This is a genomic window from Pseudoalteromonas sp. MMG012, from assembly GCF_018100875.1.
GTDB lineage: Bacteria > Pseudomonadota > Gammaproteobacteria > Enterobacterales > Alteromonadaceae > Pseudoalteromonas > Pseudoalteromonas aurantia.
Genome location: NZ_JAGJEF010000069.1, coordinates 1 through 17,210, shown reverse-complemented (window position 1 = coordinate 17,210; position 17,210 = coordinate 1). Strand labels below are relative to the sequence as shown.

Below are 17,210 nucleotides of genomic sequence, written 5' to 3'. Positions count from 1 at the left end.
TTAATGCGTTTACGCCATATCGAAGTATTTTATGCTGTGTATACCACAGGCTCAATTACGAACGCCGCTAAGATATTACATGTGTCTCAACCATCGGTCAGTAAGGTGTTAGGTCACGCTGAAATGCAACTCGGTTTTCAGTTATTCAAACGATTGAAAGGGCGGCTGTTACCAACGAAAGAAGCTGATATGCTTTTTTCTGAGGTTGATAAAATTTATCACCAGCTGCGTTCTGTCAAAAATACCTCTGAGAATATAAAGAAACATGAATATGGAAATATTAATTTAGGGATCACACCGGCATTGGGTTTCCAATATGTACCAAAAGCGGTTGCAGCATTCCAAATTGAGAGTCCGCATGTCAATTTTCAGCTGCAAACTGTTCATAACGAAGCTATTTTACAAACGTTGTTAGAGCGAAAATGTGATGTTGCTTGCTTATTTTCACCGAATATTAGACCAGGGTTATCCTCAATTACATTAGCTAAGTCAGAATTGGTGATCGTATATCCTAAGTCAATGTTTGCGGGTGAACCTACGCAGTTATCTTTAGACCAATTGCGAGATAAACCGTTTATTGATATTGGCGATAGTGGTCCGCTTGGAGATTTACTATGGGCACGCTTGATGGAAGAGAATGTCTCGTTGACCTCGACTATACGGGTGCAAACCTACTTTTTTGCAGTACGCTTGGTTGCGCAAGGTGTCGGCTTGTGCGTAGTTGATAAGTTTACTGCGCTTGGCAACATGGATGAGACAATGGGAATGGCGTCTTTTGATAGGTCACTGAGTTTTGATGTAGAAGCGGTGTATTTAGAAAATCATGCTCTTTCTAATGTAGCTAGGCAGTTTATAGATATATTAAGTGAAACACTTTCAGAGGGTTAGATATAGGTATGCGTTAAGGTTATGACTAATAGAAACCTTCTAACTTCAAAATAATGGAAGATTAGATATGCTCAATGACTGATTGATTTTAAACCATTGGGAAGAGAATAATGATAATTCAAGCACCATATCTGGTCTTTTTGGGTGATGCCACAGACAAGCTATCAATTAAGATGGCACAAGGCGTCGCGGATTGGCGAACACAACATTGTGTTGGAGAAATGTCTGTGTCTGGATGCAGTGTCACCACTGGGTTGAAACAGATGGATATAACCACTGCTGCGAGCCTTGGAGCCAAAACATTCGTGCTTGGCTTTGCAAATAGTGGCGGTTATTTAGAGCCAAAATGGCACCCTTATATCCAAACTGCGTTGCGTGCGGGGATGGATGTGGTGAGTGGTTTGCATGATAGATTGACCGATATTGACGATATTAGGCTGTTAGCAACACAATTGAACAAACAGTTGATAGATATTCGTCACCCCCAAGCTAAATTTCAAACCGGCACAGGCGTTAAACGTTCTGGTAAGCGTTTGTTAACGGTAGGTACCGATTGTTCAGTTGGTAAAATGTATACGTCTTTAGCGATTGAAAAGCACTTACAGGCTTCGGGTGTCTCTGCGACTATAAAAGCGACAGGACAGTGTGGAATATTAATCGCAGGCGAGGGAGTTGCGATAGATTGTGTGGCATCTGATTTCATTTCAGGAGCGGTTGAGCAGCTTTCTCCTAGTACGAAAGCGGCCCATTGGGATATCATTGAAGGGCAAGGTTCGTTATCTCATCCTGCGTTTGCGGGTGTAAGTCTAGGCTTGTTGCACGGAGCACAACCAGATGCACTTATTGTTTGCCATGCGTTAGGCCGAAGCCACATGAGGGGGCTACCTGACCAGAGTTTACCAACCATTCAACAAACCATCGCGAATAATGAGCAGGCGGCACGGTTGACGAATCCGAATGCGACAGTCATTGGAGTGTCAGTGAATACCTCAAGTGTCAGTAAAGAAGACGGCGTGGCGTATTGCGAACGTTTGACTGAGGCGCTAGGGATGCCATGTGTAGATCCGCTTAGAATGGGCGTTGAGGCTTTAGTGGCGGGTTTACCATTGTGATCACATCTGAGCTATATCACTATAAAAATGATGTATATACTTTAACCGTTTATGCACAGAAAGTACCACTAAAAACTGCTTTTAGGATCTCAAGAGGGGCGAAAATAGCGGCTGATGTGCTAGTGATCACACTGTCATCTGAACAACATACTGGTTGGGCAGAAGCCGTGCCATATAAGCGCTATGGTGAATCTTACCAACAGGCCGTTGAACAAATACATGATGTGGTGGTCCGCAGCAGCTGTTTATCAGACTTAGGAAATGCGATTAACCGAATAGATTCAGGCGCTGCAAAAAATGCGCTTGATTGTGCATTGTGGGATCTTCAAGCAAAGTTGAGCAACAGTACAGTGCTGAATTTATTGCCACCTTTGCAGCCTGAACTGACCCAAATTACGTCGGTGATAACCGCACAAACCCTAAGTATCAATAGCCCAGATGAGATGGCGAAAGCGGCCTTGAATTTAATGGATGCGCCATTGATTAAAGTGAAGCTTGATGGTGATGCTGTACTACAGCGAATGCGCGCAATTCATGCCGCTTCCCACATAGTCAGTTTATTATTGACGCGAATGAAGCTTGGTCATTTGAACAATTAAAAAGCTATGTAAAAGAGCTGGTTAAACTTAATGTGGTATTAATTGAGCAGCCGTTAGCAGAATCTCAAGATTGGGCTTTATCGGAGTTCGATTCACCAATTGCGTTATGTGCAGATGAGTCTTGCCATACAGCTGAAGGGTTGGAGTGTTTGGTTGATAGGTACCGTGTTATTAACATTAAGCTTGATAAAGCTGGTGGCCTTAGTGAAGCGTTAAACATGGTGGAAAAAGCACGTTCGTTGGGCTTAGATATTATGGTTGGGTGTATGGTAGGCAGCTCTCTTGCCATGGCGCCAGCCATGATTGTGGCGCAGTATGCAACATATGTTGATTTAGACGGCCCAGTATTGGTTGCACAGGATCGATCATACAAGTTCGATATTATAGCGGGGTATCTGACGGCCCTAGATTGGTCGCTTTGGGGCGGTCCTCATGAGAACCCCGAGATAGGTTTATTCGATGTAAAGCGCTAACGGTGCGTTAAAATTTCTATTGTTAAGCAAGTACAAAGCCCTTATTGGGCTTTTTTATATGAAGAATCTACGTGTGTGCTTTGGTGAACTTGATATTTCGATTATGTATTTTCGTTTTTTAATAACGCTAGCTTTATTGTCATTAACAAATTCTGATCTTTATCCTAATTAACCTCAGGTTTGGATAAGGGTTTTGGAATACAAAATGTTTTGAAAACAAACTTACGTACAACCCAATGATGATACTTTGTTCAATATCAAGGCGCTTTTATGCAGTAATAGCGAGCTATTACAAATGAAAGCAACGCCGAGAGTGAGAAAAATAGCTTTATTGGGCAAATTCGCTTATCCAAAGCTGAAGTTAAATACGCATAGCATGGGGGAGATTTAAGTTAACAAGTGAGAAGTCATACTAAAGCAAGTAATGTACTCGCTTTAGTACATTGAAGGCTGTTTACTTCACTTTACTTCACGATGTGTGGTTTGAATAAGCGCGCTGGTGTTGTGCAGAACTTTAGAAAAAGCGGATTGCCACTGAACGAGTTCAATGTCGTCAATATCAATATAGTGCGACGAACCTAGCTGTGTGCCGAGTTTACTTTCAATAACAAACTTAATCCGGTAACTTTTATACCCAACCCGAGGTGAGTTAAAATCAAAGCGTAACGTTTGCCAATGTGCTGATGCAGCCAGAGTTTTGCTATCAATAAGCTCGGTTGTCGGGTTCATAAATGCAGCTTGCAGCGTTTGCTTTAATTGTCTGCCTTGCCAATATGCAGATATTTTAACATTGCTCAGTGCTCGTAATTTCACTCGCAATGAAGTTGGGTTATCGGGTATATATACTCGATTGAAGTGTTTGGTGCCGAAGGTGATGTGGTCGCCCCCGAATGACAACCTTAAATATTGATTGAAATTTTGCTGAGTACGTAGCTTTGCCTCGGTATTGTGGAAAATCCAAGTACGGTCAATCGCAGACCAATCTGAATAACTTTCGAAATCACCTGAGTTAACTATATTTGTCCCGTAGCGTAATGCGCTATGAGTAGGTAGGCTTAGCGGTAATGGCTTGTCCCAATCATTATTTTGATATAAATTTTGAATCGTATTTTGGGTATGCAAAGCTTGGTTATTTTCAACGGCTGATAATACGCTCACTGATGACCTATTAATTACACCGTGGCCCCCAGAGCGAACAATATTGGTGCCTTTGACTGCGGAAAGTTGTTTCAGCCGTTTGAGAACAGTAAAGCGCTGTTGGCCTACCGCGGGTGTGGGGCTGTAGTTTTGAATGAAAAGTGGGACGGTTTCTGCTCGGAAGAACTGGCCTTGATCTAACCACACATACACCAGTACGCTATTGTGGGTAGCCGGAAAGTTTCGGTCAAACATGAAGTTACCCAGAGAATAAGCAATAAATTGATTATTGTATACCTCAAACCCTTGTGTCACATGCGGGTGATGGCCTATGGCGAGTACAGCGCCTTTATCAATTGCATTTTTTAAGCGCTGCTCAGTGACGAGTGAGGGTGTGTGGCTGTATTCTAAACCGCCATGATATTGGATCACAGGAAATACATTACTTTTAACGGACTGCTCGATCACCGCTGCAATATTGTCAGGGTTCCCCAGTGCAGCACCACCTTGCACAGGAGTGGCTGATTGCCACGGTGGTTTTCTTCCTTTCCAACCGACAAAACCATACAGAGCATATTTATTGTTTGCTAGTTTAGCAATGTGCGGTTGTAATGCTTGTGCTTCATTGATGCCCGCACCTGAAAACGCCAGTGGCGAGCTTTTTAATAAAGTTAAAGTCTGTTTAAGACCTGTTTGTAAATAGTCATATGTATGATTATTGCCAAGCGAGACGTAATCAACCCCAGCCCAGCTTAGGCTGGCAAGTGTATCAGGGTGAGAATAAAAAGTGACAGATTTCTCGGCGCTCGTTGAGGGTAATGATTCTATAATGGGTGACTCTAGGTTAACAGACGTAAAGTCTGCCAGAGATAGGTAAGGTTTTATGGTTTCTAGTAGATTTTTGCTGTCTTGAAGACGGCGACTCTGTTGAATGAGGGGCGATTCGTTAAAATAGGGTGCGTAATAACGTCGCCCCATCATAGTATCTCCGGCAAATGCAAACATGACCCGACCTGGTTTCTTCTTAACCACTTCAATGGGGGGAATGGTAAAGTTATAACGTGCAAGCTCTGTGTGTTCGAAAGTATGAATGGTTTGGTAGTAGCCATGTTTATTAATCTCGAGACGATAGCGCTTTTGGGGAGCTAACGAGAGGCTAAATTTTCCGTTTTTATCACTTTTTATTCTATTGCCGCTGATTGTGACAATTACGTCTGAGATTGGATTGGCTTTGGTGCTGAGTGTGAAGCCTTTTAATTCAACTGCGTATACAACCGAGGATAACCAGTATGTTACAAGTATGAGTATTGTTTGCGTGATTTTAATGTTCATATGTCACCTTATGTTTGTCTTATTATTGTACTTGTACAGGAGAAATTGACGCATTCTAATAACAGAGTCGCTTATAGCTTTTGGTTATGTTCGAAGTTAAAAAAGCCGGCGGGTTGAACGTCAATACAATACGCAATAGTAGGTTACAGCTGATAGCAGACATGTAATTCGAATATCAATGTTAAGATAGAGGGAGTCGTTTTGCAGTATCGTAAAATTCATATTATTGGTGGCCCAGGCAGCGGAAAAACGTTTAGTGCTGCGAAACTTCAACAGGTAACAGGCTTGAATGGGTTTGATCTGGATAGCGTCTTTTGGGAGAAAAATGAATTTGCTTATGTTCGTTCAAGCGAGCATGCAAGAACAGAAAAGCTAAATCATATATTATCCCACGATAATTGGATCGTTGAAGGCGTTTATTACAAATGGTTAGCAAGCTCATTTCGTGACGCTGATCTCATTGTTATTTTAAATCCCCCCACGCTTTTAAGGCAATGACGTATATTCAAACGCTTTTTGAAACGAAAGTTTGTGTTGGGTCACTATCAAAAAGAATCGCTAGCGTCATTTCTGCAAATGTTTTGGTGGAATCAAGGATTTGACCAAGACAATATGGTTCGTATCTTAGACTTTATCCATGAATATGAGGATAAAATAATTTACTGTAAAAATTATAATGAAATATGGCGTGAATTAAGTAAATGAAGAGAGGTTGATGGCGTGCTTGTTTTGAGCTGCCACTTTTCTATTGGTTAGATTCAACGCGTATTTAGAGTGACGAACCTTATCTATAAATGCTGATAATACGGAAAAAGGTCAGGGTATAGGATTTATAGCTAATGCAGGCTATGAATCAGTCACACTTTATAACCGATAGGACATGTAATGTTTACCGAAAAGAGTGATTCTATTGAGGTAAAAGATCTAGAAAATGAATCTAAAATTGTGCTTTTAGAGCGGTGTTGAGAAAAACAAATAGACCGCGATTCTACGAGGGTTGGCCCAAAATACTGTGCATCGCTTTGATGTACTTTGATGGTTTATGCATAATGGGTAACCCTCGTCCAATGTAATATGGATAGAAAGGTTTATTGCCTTTTTTCTTTACGATGTTTCTTAATCGCTTTTGCAATTCGCTTTGCAGCTCTTTGCATTGTTTTTCTATTGGGGTGTAAACCGTCCGCCATTGGTTCAAAGCCTTGCCAAACATCTAAAAATATTGCGTTTGGTACTTCTGCTTGTAACCTGCTTAACCTTAGATCAGAGAAAACCTCATAATTATCTTTACTGATGATCCATGGCCAGTTGAAACGACCTCGTACTGTTTCCCAATCAATTGCTTCATAGGTTGGCGCTTTCGAAAAAATAGGTGTGATCCCGGCAGCCAGCGCTCGGTTAGCCACGCTTACAAAGGTATCGATGTATGACTCCATTTGTTCTAAGGTACATTCGCTCGTTTGTGCCATAGGAATGCCAAATGCATCGGGATGATTACAATCATTACCACGAATAATCACAATATATTCAGCAGCAACCTCTCCTGAAAATGAAGTTACGCGGCTTAAAGCTTTACTAAACTGTTTTTCATAGCCTTCCCAACCTGGACCGACACATTCTGGTCCAGGAAAACAAGTTAATCTGTCAAATGTTGTTGCACCTGCTTGCCCTTCGTTAATTACATGACCCGATAGCCTGCGTTCTCTGATAAGGGCGTTGCCTAAAGATAGGTAGCGACCAGAGTTTATGGCAATACCATTAAGTGGTGCCTGAAGATCGCTGTAATACGGCATGTTAGCGTTTGCAAATGAAGCACCAATAATTAGCAGAGGGGCTTCTTCAGATTTAGTTTGTGCTTGAGAATGAGTTGTGAGGGATATGAATGTTCCCCATAAAAGTGCTTTAATCGTTTTAGTGTACATATCAAGTCCTTGTTGTTGTTTTTTAAAACCAGTAAGACCATAGCAGATCATATTGGCGAAGTAATTACGATTTTATTGCACTCGCTTAAAATATGATATGTGGGGTAAATTACGAATGATGTTAGTATATTTACTTTCTTGTTCCGTCGTTGGACAGGAAAGATAGCGACATTATTTTTGTACTGAGCTCACTATTGATACGTTCTTGTAGTGAAATATAAAAAGGAGGGAACGCATCAATTACATATATTGTTACAATATCTCATTAAACTCTGTTTTTTGTAATTTGAGCGATTTTTTACACTGTTTAGACGTATGTTAGGGTAATGTTTCTATTGGAAACAATAAAAACAACTTTTGGTGTGAAAATGAAAACTCTCCTAAAAACAGCGTTAGCTGTGTCATTAGCGCTGGCTGCCTCTAACGCGCTGGCAGCAAAGTCTGATGAAGAACAATCAATTTTTAGTAGCAAAACCTTCGAAGCAATGAAACTGCGTAATATTGGGCCTGCTTATATGTCAGGGCGAATAGCAGATATTGCGGTGGATCAAAATAACCCATCAACTTGGTACTCAGCTGTTGGTTCGGGTGGTGTTTGGAAAACCACAAATGCAGGGACGACTTGGACGCCTATTTTTGACAAACAAGCAGTATATTCAACAGGTGATGTGACGATTGACCCGAGCAACTCCAATATTATTTGGGTGGGTACAGGTGAAAATAATGGCGGTCGTCATATTAGTTTTGGTGATGGTGTTTATAAATCTGAAAATGGCGGAAAAACATGGAAAAATATGGGCTTGAAAGAGTCTGAACGCATTTCAGATATTATCATTCACCCAACAGATTCAAAAACAGTTTGGGTTTCAGCTCAAGGCCCACTTTGGAGTAGTGGCGGCGAACGTGGGTTATATAAAACCACAGATGGCGGAGAAACATGGAAACAAGTACTAACACCAGAAAATGAATGGACTGGGGTCACTTCGTTATTAATTGACCCGCGAAACCCGAAAAAATTGTATGCAGCAACCTGGTCTCGGCAAAGAACAGTTGCTACCTATGTTGGAACAGGTGAAGGATCAGGTATTCACACATCCGATGATGGTGGTGAGACTTGGACTGAGCTGAAAACAGGTTTACCAACGGGCAATATGGGTAAAATTGGTATGGCAATTTCTCCTATAAATCCTGATGTTCTTTACGCGACAATTGAGACAGATAACCGTAAAGGAGGGTTTTACCGCTCACAAAACCGAGGGGCAAGTTGGACTAAAGTATCTGATGAAGTAGGTGGTGGTACTGGGCCACACTATTATCAAGAAATTTTTGCAGACCCACACCACTTCGATCGAGTTTATATTGCCAGTAATTACAGCAAAGTTTCTAACGATGGTGGCAAAACTTGGATACCAATCAATACAAAGCGCAAACACGTAGATGATCATGCCTTTGCTTTTCACCCCACCGACCCTGATTTTGTTTTAATTGGCTCTGATGGCGGTATTTATATGTCGCATGACCGCATGGAGAATTGGCGCTTTATGGCGAATTTGCCGTTGACTCAATTCTATAAAGTAGCGCCTGATGATGCTGAACCTTTCTATACGGTATACGCAGGTGCGCAAGATAACTCAACACAAGGCGGCCCTTCTCGTACCACGCGTAAAGAAGGTATTAAAAACAAAGATTGGTTTTTAACCTTAGGTGGCGATGGTCATCAACCCGCTGTAGAGCCAGGCAACCCCAACATTATGTATTCTCAGTGGCAGCAAGGTAACTTGACGCGACATGACTTGAAAACCAGAGAAGGCGTATACATTAAACCTCAACCTCGTCCAGGCGAGCCGGCTGAACGTTTTAATTGGGATGCGCCAATTAACGTTTCAAGTCATGATGCCAAGCGTCTTTATTTTGCATCACAAAGGGTATGGCGTTCGGATGATCGAGGCGACAGTTGGGAACCAATATCAGGTGACTTAACTAAAAATGGTAATCGAATGCATATGCCTGTGATGGGGAGAACGTGGTCAGTCGAAGCAGGTTGGGATATTTATGCGATGTCTGAATACCATACCATTGCTAATTTCACGGAAAGCCCTGTTGATGAAAAGGTTTTATGGGCTGGCACTGATGACGGTCTTATTCAAGTGACAAAAAATGCAGGGAAGAGCTGGAAAAAAATTGATCTTAGCAGCATTGATGGTATTCCTGACACCGCATATGTAAATGACATTCGAGCCGATTTATTTGATTCTAACACTGTGTATGTCGCACTTGATAATCATAAATATGGAGACTTCAAACCTTACTTAATCAAGTCAACTAATTTAGGAAAAAGCTGGCAATCACTCGCAAGTACTTTACCTGAAAAACATTTGGTTTGGCGCATAGTTCAAGATCATGTAAATAAAAACCTGATGTTCATTGGTACTGAGTTTGGTATTTTCTTTACTGTTGATGGTGGCCAGAAATGGACTGAATTAGACGGTGGGATCCCGACCATTGCAACGCGTGATGTAAAAATACAACGCCGTGAAAATGATTTAGTAGCGGGTACATTTGGTCGTGGTATTTATATTCTTGATGATTATGCACCACTGCGCGCATTAACAGAAAAGTCGATGGAGCAAGATGCACTTCTCATGGCTCCTAGTCGCCCCGTTAAGTGGTTTCAGTTAGATACGAATCATACGAATACGGATGGGGATGATCGTTTTGCAGCGAAAAATCCAGAGCATGGTGCAACCTTAACCTACTTCTTGAAAGAAAGCTTATTAACCATTAAAGAGGCCCGTCAAAAGGTCGAAAAAGACATGGTTAAAGAGCAGGATTATCCAAAATATCCAGCTTGGGAAGATATAGAAAAAGAGAATCAAGAAGCTAAGCCAGTGGTATACCTTGAAATTCGAGATGCAGCGGGCAAGTTTGTGAACCGAGTTATGGGCAAAAATACCAAAGGTCTACATCGTGTAACTTGGGATATGACGTATGCAACAGGCAAAGCAGTAACGGGAGTTGAATCATCAGGTTGGAGCCCATTTAATGCTGGCTTAATGGCAATTCCTGGAATATATACGGCGACTTTGCATAAACGCGTTAATGGGGCTGTTTCACAACTTGCTGAGGCGGTAGAGTTTGAGCTAAAACCGATTACTGATAGTGCGTTACCTACAGCTAATCAAGAGGTACTTAAGTTCGGCAAACAAATAGCGGTAGCGCAAAAGCGCATCACTGCTGTGAATGCTGTACTAAGTGAATTGAATAAGACAATGCAGACGTTGCGTACGGCGATAGATCGTACGCCAAACAATATTGCCTCATTGGAATCACGTTATGCGCAGGCTCAAACAGAAATTAATGCGATTAATCTTGAACTTAATGGGTTGAATGCGCGAGATAGAATGGGCACTAAGCCTGCTAATATTTCGAGTCGTTTAGGCTATGCGATGACAGCAGATTGGTCTTCTTATGGGCCAACAAAGCAGCATAAAGAGCAGTTTTCATATGCAATTAAACGTTTAGACAATGTAAGTACGCGTATTAAACGTTTGCAAAAAACGACCATACCTGAGCTTCAGAAGTCAGTTATTGACGCGGGTGGTCCATGGAGTAAGGGCGCACCATTAATCACTAAGTAACATGCAATAATGAGCGACACTGTCATTGTTACAGTGTCGCTTATCTTTTAACGGGGTTTGAGAGTAGACAAGATCACAGTGTAATTTAATTACCAAATCATTATTTAATAACCAGCTAATAAAGCAGTATCTCTACAATGAAAACCATAAGTTCTTTTATACTGATGTCGGCTTCTTTGCTCGTCTATGCGCAAGGTAATGAGCTTGAAGTCATTGAGATTTTAGTGCCCAAACAACCTTTGGTCATCGCCGGAACAGAGCACGCCATGTCATACATAGATGATAGGTCTACCTATACCTTAAATCGCACCATTGCTGATCAGCTATCGACACTGGTGGGCGTTAACCTAAGTGGACAAGGAGGCCAATTCCAAAGCTATTCTATTCGTGGTTTTAGTCGAGGGCGAATAAGAACTGAAATAGACGGTATTCCTATTATTACTGACAGACGTGCAGGTAACTCGGCTTCTTTTGTTGCACCACAGCTATTCAGTACAGGTCGGGTTATTAAAGGGCCGAGTTCCGCTTTATATGGTTCTCAAGCGTTGGGGGGCGTAGTGAGCCTGAGTACTGAGTCGCTGGATAAAACCGTGTTAAGGATATCTGGACAAAGTGTTGACCAAGGAATAAGCGTGGCGGTAAATCATCAAGATAATAATTTTACTTCAGCTTTCGCTTATCAACAGGCTAATGATGCCGAAGCTGTTAATGGTGACGTGTTAAACACTGAGTTTGAACGTGTGTCAGGACTGTTAAGGTACAAACATCAGTTCGATGGGTATACAGCGACGGCTTCTTGGTTGCCAAGCATTGGCAAGAATATTGGCAAAAGTAATATCAAGTATCCAATTCGACAAGTCAGTAGTTACCCGCAAGAACAACATTCATTGGCACAGCTTCAAGTAAGTGCTGATGATAAGTGGTCAGTTAAACTTTTTCATCACTATCAAAACTGGGATAGCGAAACACACAGGTTTGATCAGTACGATGGGTTGACGCAATATCAAAGCCACACACTTGGTGGCCAGTGGCTACATCAGATCAGACTCAAAGAGCAAGAAAGTTATTGGGGTATTGACTGGCTATCACGCAAAGGGGTAAAAATTACCAGTGATTACCATCTTCATAGTGAGAAAGAGGGCATAAATTATAGCTTGATCAGCAATGAGATGACGGGCAAAGAAGATAACTTTGCTCTGTATGGCAAAACACAATGGCACTGGGAGGATGTGCAACTCGCTTTGGGGTTAAGGTATGATTGGTTGATACAACACAGTCAGCAAGCTGAACGTTCTGTTGATAATCACTTTAATGCATCACTGAGCATCGAGCTCCCTTTGTCTGATACGTTCAAGGCCGGATTAGATATTGGCAACGGTTTTCGCTATCCAACACTGACGGAGCGATTTTTTTATGGTAAAACGCCTAGAGGTGTTATTGCTGGTGAACAAACATTAAGGCCTGAAACCAGCGTTGGTACTCAACTGTTTGTGACTTGGTATCCACTAGAGCATATTAGCGTCCACAGTGCATTATACCACTATGAATTAAACAATTACATTGAGCGTTACACGCTTAATGATGTCCAACTGAGCTATCGGAACTTAGGTAGAGCACGGGTTTATGGGTTTGAGAGTGAGTTGCGATGGTATCAAAGTGATAGCATAGAGCATGAAGTAAGTTACCAGCAGCAAGTTGGCGAAGATGACTCAGGGCAAGTATTAGCTGATTTACACCCTAGAAAGTTAAGCTGGAGAGCACGCCTTACTTTCGAACGGTGGTCATTAACAAATTCTTATAGCTACTATTTAGAGGTTAACCAAGTGGGTAACTCTGAGCAGGTACGAAATAGCTTTATAGTATGGGATTTATCTCTAGAGCATCAATTGAATGCACATCACAGTGTGAGTTTAAGTGTGAATAATATAACCAATGAAGAATATTATGCGAGTTTAGATGAAGATGCTGCATTTCAACCTAAACGAAGTTTCAAATTATCAACCAGCTGGCAGTTTTAAAGAAGCGCAATGAGTGTATATAAAACCAATAGAAGCATTCACAAATGGGCGAGTATTGTTATTTCATTACCGCTGCTTGTGGTATTAGTCACCGGTATTTTGCTACTGGTCAAAAAAGAGTTTAGCTTTATTCAACCCCCGACGGCGAAGGGGGAGTTTACGGTGCCAACAATGACATTTGAGCAAATACTGACGGTGGCTAAATCAGTAGAGAGTGCCAATATAACCGATTGGGACGATATTCGCAGACTAGATGTTCGGCCGAGTAAAGGTATAACGAAAATACGTAGTCACAATAGTGTAGAGATTCAAGTTGATAGCACGACAGGTAAGGTACTTCACGTAGCACAACGTAACTCAGAGTTAATCGAGTCAATTCATGATGGCACTTTCTTCGAGAAAAATGCCAACATCTGGCTCATGCTGCCAGTTTCTCTAGTTGTTCTTATTATTTCCATAACCGGCATTATTTTATTTATTCAACCGTATAGGAAAAAGAAAAAAAGAAAACTGGACAGGCGGTTTAAAGATGAATGAATACCCTAACAGCAAAAAAGTGATGAGTGCTCTGAGTAAATATGGTGGCTTAGTTGTGTTTATTTAGTCACATAGATTGCAGGTCTACTGTGTTGGATAAATGACATGCTTTGGCTTATAAAAAAGTAATGAAATAATCAAAGGATCTAGGTGTAAACATGGACATTCGCGAAGCGAGTCTTAAAGATTTATCAAATATTGCTCGATTGCATGCACAGAGTTGGCGGGAAACTTACGGTGATGTATTGCGAGCAGATTACTTAAATCAGCAAGTTCTTGTTGAAAGAACCGCTGTATGGACGAAACGCTTGACGAAACCGTCGCCAAATCAATATGTACTTATTGCTGAAGATAATACAGGGTTTTGTGGATTTATCTGTGTGTATGGTGGCAAGCACCTTAAATATGGGTCTATTATTGACAATCTACACGTTGCAAAAAATTGCAAAGGCAAAGGGCTAGGTACTAAATTGCTAATAGCGGCAGCGTCATGGGCCTTTGTAAACTATAAAAATGATGGTTTGTATCTTGAAGTACTCACATGTAATGAGCAGGCAATTCGGTTTTACAAGTACCATGGCGGACAAAGTCTTGACTATGGATACTGGCACACCCCTTGTGGAAATAAAGTGAAAGAGTTTATTTATGGCTGGGAGTCACCGAGCGCATTGGCTAATTTAGGTTAAAGGTCATAATATTGCGAATAGTGAAATTACAATTGAGCACAGCAATCTACGTTTGGCATAAGGCGGTTTAAATGCTAGTTAAAATGAGATAGACACAGGAAAAATGTATTCTATGTCTATCTTTTGTTATTCACATTGGGTTTAACCTCCAAACTGAATACGAACACCTGCATTGACCGTAAAACCATCATTTCTTGACCAAATATCGGTTGTCCATCGGCCACTCGGTGATTGCTCAGGTAATATCAGCGTGTCTTCTTTGGTTTGCCTGATATTTAGTAAGTTTTCGGCATTAATAAACCAGCTAATGTGACCAAGGGTGATTTGGCCTAACAAGCCTAAATGCCAATATGCGTCGCTTTTATCCCGATAAGGGTTGCCTTCTAAGTGCTGGGTTCCTGTATAGTAAGCTTCAAACCCAAGTAAATGACTACCGTGTTCTTCCCACATAACAACCAACCCCGCAGAGTGAGCCGGTGTGAGTGCTAAGGTGGTGCGCTCAAAGGCAGTTTGCCCTTGTTTGCTTGCATCTGTGTATAAATAGCTGCCGGTAAATTTAATATCTCTCCAACGATAGCGCAGCAACAGTTCAGCTCCACGAATTTCACTTTGACCAATCGCATTAATAATACGAACTTGCTTTTGAGCTTGCTCTATGGTGTGCAGCTCGGTTGCATCGTCGATATCAGAGGCGAATAAGGTCACACTGGTTTCGATACTATCAAGGATATAGCTTATATCGAGTGAAGCGGTAGAGGCCCGCTCCTCATTAAGGCCTTCAAATGAAGCGAGCCGAGATAATCCGGCATCTTCAATGTCTTCGATAAATGGGGTAGGGGCAAAAAAGCCTTGCCCGTAAGAGCCTCGGAACAGCCAATTTTCAGGGCTGTACAGCACTGAAATACGGGGGCTTACTTGGGTGCCATATTCATTATGCCAATCGGTGCGTGCACTCAATGATATCGCTGTATCTGGGTTAATATCATAATCAAGTTGTGAAAATAACCCAGGGACTTCGTAGTGGTAATCAAACTCTGGATACGCAATAGAATTGAATTTGTCAGCTTGATACGCAACTCCGATAACCCAAGCGGTTGCATCGTGATACCCTGATAGACTTGATTCTATTAAATAGCTCTCGTGCGTGTCGTCATCTAATGCTTGACCGAATTCATGCTGGTGTTCTTGACGAGTAAGGGAACCACGCATATTCATATTAAGAGCATCATCCAGCGGCTTATCAAACACAAAACCACTATCTACTCTGAGGGTGTCTTGTGTTTGCAAGAAGAAGTTTCCATCAGGTACGGTTGCATTAGGCAATGTGCCACCTTCTCGCTGCTCTGTCATTGCTCCAAACGTAAGGTATAAATTGGCGCCACTGTCATCATACCAATATAGTCGAGGGCGCACACTGGCCCTTTTATACCCAGCTAGGTCTATCCAGCCATCATCGTCAAGGTCTTGTTCTTGCTGGTGATGCAACCCTGCTGTGACCGATGCACTCAGTGAATCAGTTAATGGAGATGCAAAATAAGATGTAATGTCTTGGCCATTTTTAGAGGTTGCATTTAGAAGTACTTCACCTTCAAACTTGTCAGAAGGCGTTCGCGAAATCAGATTGATTACTCCACCAAGTGCAGAGCCCCCATACAGGGACGACGCAGAGCCTTTAATGATCTCTACATTTGCGAGGTCTGTCGGAGGAATTTGTAGCAAACCAATAGAGGCGGTTTGGCCGCCGTACAAGGGTAGCCCATCGCTCAGTAGTTGAGTGTATCTACCAAATAACCCTTGTAGCCGAATGTTGGCACTACCGAGTGCTGGCGAGGTATTTTGTACTCTTACGCCCCCTGTTTCGGCCACCAACATAGAAATATTCCCTGGCCGCATCAGTGCTTTTTCTTGAATTTCTTCACCATTAATGATTTCGGTGCGAGTGGCTGACTCTGTAACAATACGACCTAACCGAGAGGCTGTTACTTGAATTTTCTCTATATTTTTTTGCTCATGTTCATGGTGTTCATGTTCATTATGCTGCTCACTGGCGTAAGTAAGCGAAGGTATTAGCAACACTACTGTTGCCAATTTGGTATATTTAGGAAGCATTTTTGACCTCAAAGAACGCTAAAAATTGTGTGCAATGCACTGATTTATATTATTTTTAACTTTTAAAAAGAATAAGCTGTGCTCATCTCTTATGAGGTTACAATTGGCGGTCGAAAAAGTGATTTCACTATGGGAGTGGGGCGTTGAGTATTATGAGGAAAGATTGAATGCGATGAAGCAGCACACTCAGCGCCAGCTTCTTCATTCGGAAAATATAGGGTAGTTGTACATGTATTGGCTGGGCAAATACATTCAGCTTCACAACATTCAACGTCACAGCAATCATCGCTTGAACTGTTTGTTGTGGCTAATTTATCAGCAGAAATGCTGGCGGTATCAATCACCGAATGAGGGTCCATTGATACATTCATTGTTACAGAAATACTATACGCTGCAGCTTGCCCAAAAAAGGCAATCATCATCATAAAAATAACCAGTATTTTTGAAAATGGTTGAAGCATAAAGATCTCAATAAAGAATTCGAGGCTAGTCTAATGAATTTCTTTCGTTATGTGAATGTTTAATCGCAGCTTTTTGCTAAAAAGTTGGTGGTGAGTTGACGTGTTATTACATTGAAGGGAGTTACTTTGATTGCGTATGGAACAGGTGATATAGGATATAGATGGTTGCTCCGCTGCTTCTGTTTAAGTTTTTTACTGGGGGCTGATACGGATTGTTCATAGTTGTATTAACAATGGCTTAAGAGCTGTTTTGTACTCGTTGAACTGATGTAAGAAAAGAAATTTCATATACATTTAAATA

General features: G+C 41.6%; 13 protein-coding genes. 9 read left to right on the top strand and 4 right to left on the bottom strand.

Annotated features, from left to right (window positions below):
- Positions 1–3 precede the first annotated feature (3 nt).
- From J8L97_RS18345 to J8L97_RS23605, 4 genes are all read left to right on the top strand, one after another.
- Positions 4–888, top strand: a complete 885-nt coding sequence (locus J8L97_RS18345) for a LysR family transcriptional regulator (protein WP_211052011.1) — start codon at positions 4–6, stop codon at positions 886–888.
- A 110-nt stretch (positions 889–998) separates the two neighbouring features.
- Complete coding sequence (gene dgcN, locus J8L97_RS18340) at positions 999–2,000, top strand: N-acetyltransferase DgcN (RefSeq protein WP_211052009.1); 1,002 nt, start codon at positions 999–1,001, stop codon at positions 1,998–2,000.
- Positions 1,997–2,599 carry a hypothetical protein gene (locus tag J8L97_RS23610; protein ID WP_312037186.1) on the top strand — a complete coding sequence of 201 codons (603 nt, stop codon included), beginning with the start codon at positions 1,997–1,999 and terminating at the stop codon, positions 2,597–2,599. Before dgcN ends, J8L97_RS23610 begins: the two co-directional genes overlap by 4 nt.
- Positions 2,560–3,072: an enolase C-terminal domain-like protein gene (locus J8L97_RS23605; protein WP_312037187.1), complete on the top strand. Its 513-nt coding sequence runs from the start codon at positions 2,560–2,562 to the stop codon at positions 3,070–3,072. The genes J8L97_RS23610 and J8L97_RS23605 overlap by 40 nt, the downstream gene beginning before the upstream one ends.
- A gap of 459 nt (positions 3,073–3,531) precedes the next feature.
- Here J8L97_RS23605 and J8L97_RS18330 read toward each other — a convergent pair whose 3' ends face one another.
- Positions 3,532–5,541 carry a CapA family protein gene (locus tag J8L97_RS18330; protein WP_211052007.1) on the bottom strand — a complete coding sequence of 670 codons (2,010 nt, stop codon included), beginning with the start codon at positions 5,539–5,541 and terminating at the stop codon, positions 3,532–3,534.
- A gap of 201 nt (positions 5,542–5,742) precedes the next feature.
- Between J8L97_RS18330 and J8L97_RS18325 the strand changes: the two genes are divergently transcribed.
- Positions 5,743–6,039: a hypothetical protein gene (locus J8L97_RS18325; protein ID WP_211052005.1), complete on the top strand. Its 297-nt coding sequence runs from the start codon at positions 5,743–5,745 to the stop codon at positions 6,037–6,039.
- Positions 6,040–6,629: 590 nt separating this feature from the next.
- Here the strand turns inward: J8L97_RS18325 and J8L97_RS18320 are convergent.
- Positions 6,630–7,460 (bottom strand): SGNH/GDSL hydrolase family protein, encoded by an 831-nt coding sequence (locus J8L97_RS18320; RefSeq protein ID WP_211052003.1) that lies wholly within the window; start codon positions 7,458–7,460, stop codon positions 6,630–6,632.
- A 368-nt stretch (positions 7,461–7,828) separates the two neighbouring features.
- Between J8L97_RS18320 and J8L97_RS18315 the strand changes: the two genes are divergently transcribed.
- The 4 genes from J8L97_RS18315 to J8L97_RS18300 all read left to right on the top strand — a co-directional run bounded on the left by J8L97_RS18315 (position 7,829) and on the right by J8L97_RS18300 (position 14,339).
- A complete protein-coding gene (locus J8L97_RS18315; RefSeq protein ID WP_211052002.1) occupies positions 7,829–11,098 on the top strand; it encodes a VPS10 domain-containing protein in 3,270 nt (1,089 codons plus the stop codon).
- A gap of 137 nt (positions 11,099–11,235) precedes the next feature.
- Entirely contained in the window at positions 11,236–13,116 is a 1,881-nt protein-coding gene (locus J8L97_RS18310) for a TonB-dependent receptor domain-containing protein (protein WP_211052001.1), read from the top strand.
- Positions 13,117–13,125: 9 nt separating this feature from the next.
- Positions 13,126–13,653, top strand: a complete 528-nt coding sequence (locus tag J8L97_RS18305; protein ID WP_211052000.1) for a PepSY-associated TM helix domain-containing protein — start codon at positions 13,126–13,128, stop codon at positions 13,651–13,653.
- A gap of 158 nt (positions 13,654–13,811) precedes the next feature.
- Entirely contained in the window at positions 13,812–14,339 is a 528-nt protein-coding gene (locus tag J8L97_RS18300) for a GNAT family N-acetyltransferase (RefSeq protein ID WP_211051999.1), read from the top strand.
- Between the two features lie 141 nt (positions 14,340–14,480).
- On the opposite strand, the gene J8L97_RS18295 is transcribed toward J8L97_RS18300, so the two are convergent.
- The gene (locus tag J8L97_RS18295) at positions 14,481–16,448 is read right to left on the bottom strand and encodes a TonB-dependent siderophore receptor (RefSeq protein WP_211051998.1); all 1,968 of its coding nucleotides are present in this window, start codon (positions 16,446–16,448) and stop codon (positions 14,481–14,483) included.
- Positions 16,449–16,537: 89 nt separating this feature from the next.
- Positions 16,538–16,909, bottom strand: coding sequence for a hypothetical protein (locus J8L97_RS18290; RefSeq protein ID WP_211051997.1), 372 nt, complete (start codon positions 16,907–16,909; stop codon positions 16,538–16,540).
- Positions 16,910–17,210 lie beyond the last annotated feature (301 nt).